The 217-nt window shown below is 63.1% G+C and carries 1 protein-coding gene; it reads right to left on the bottom strand.

The window, feature by feature from the left end:
• A partial coding sequence (locus tag ACW9IR_RS30335) for a hypothetical protein (RefSeq protein WP_457466307.1) occupies positions 1 to 217 on the bottom strand: 217 nt, incomplete at both ends.

Genomic DNA, 217 nt, shown 5'->3' with positions numbered 1-217 from the left:
CTGTGCCAGGTCGATCTTGCCTTTGAAACGTTTTTGCAGGCTGTGCCACAGTTTCAGCACGTCCAGGGTCAGGCGCGCCAGGCGTTCGGCGTGTTCGGTCCAACTGCCACGCTTGCGCTCAGCCAAGGCGGCCAGGCCAGCACCATCGCGCGGCAGGCTGGCTTCGCCTTCGAGTACGCAGGTGTCGAGGCTGGCCAGCAAGATGTCTTCCACTAGC

It is taken from the genome of Pseudomonas sp. SDT291_1_S447 (genome assembly GCF_054070155.1).
Note: the sequence above shows the minus strand (reverse complement) of the source record. Positions and strands in the feature narration are given on the sequence as shown.